This window comes from Lamprobacter sp. (assembly GCF_034860625.1).
In the GTDB taxonomy this organism is placed as follows: domain Bacteria; phylum Pseudomonadota; class Gammaproteobacteria; order Chromatiales; family Chromatiaceae; genus Lamprobacter.
Genome location: NZ_JAYESN010000712.1, coordinates 1 through 711, shown reverse-complemented (window position 1 = coordinate 711; position 711 = coordinate 1). Strand labels below are relative to the sequence as shown.

Annotated in this window: 1 protein-coding gene; it reads right to left on the bottom strand. The window is 65.1% G+C overall.

Annotated features, from left to right (window positions below; genetic code table 11):
- Positions 1–400: 400 nt before the first annotated feature.
- Positions 401–711, bottom strand: a 311-nt coding sequence (locus tag VBE63_RS30900; protein ID WP_323686764.1) for a hypothetical protein, incomplete at its 5' end; no start/stop codon positions are given.

The window sequence follows — 711 nt, the reverse complement described above, 5'->3', positions numbered from 1 at the left end:
AAGTGAGGCTGTCCGGTGACCAAGCGCGCTCGCCGTTGCTAGACGCAAGCCATGCGCACAACCCCCCCATCGCGATCACCCGATGACCCTGCCCGAGACCCACGCCAAACTGCTGGCAGAGCTAGAGCGCTTCGAGCACCTGCTGTTCGAGCCCATGACCCAAGCTGATCTGGATCGACTCTATGCCTCTCGGAACGCTGGACGGAGCAACTCGGAGACAGCCCCGAGGCGATTGCGTTGTGCGATGCGTTGGACGACTTCATCGCCGCGGGGATCGAGGACGGAGACGTGGAGAAGGCGTATCGGGAGCTGGTTGAGCGCGTGCAACGCAGTGGCTTAAAGACTGCGCACTGAGCGGCGGCGGATCGCTGCCCACCAGGCGCAAGGTCTCAACACCCGGCTATGCCGACTGTCCCTTGGCCCGCAACCACCTGACCATCCGGCGAACCGCATCGTCCGCCAACGGCTCCACCGTTGGCATCACGTCGCCATGGCTGTCCGCCGGCGCCGGTAAGGCCAAGCCAAGGCGCTCGGATAGGCCATCCGGTGACGCCTCATCAGTCGTGCTGAGCGCTTCCTGCGCCGCACGAGGCACGTCGCCCGTCGCACCGAGTGCTGGGTACTCAGTCCTTAGTTCGTCGTGCTCAGCACGGCCTGCTTGGCGATCTGTGCTCGGTTCGCAGGGCTGCGTGCGAGGGATGGCGTGCTCAG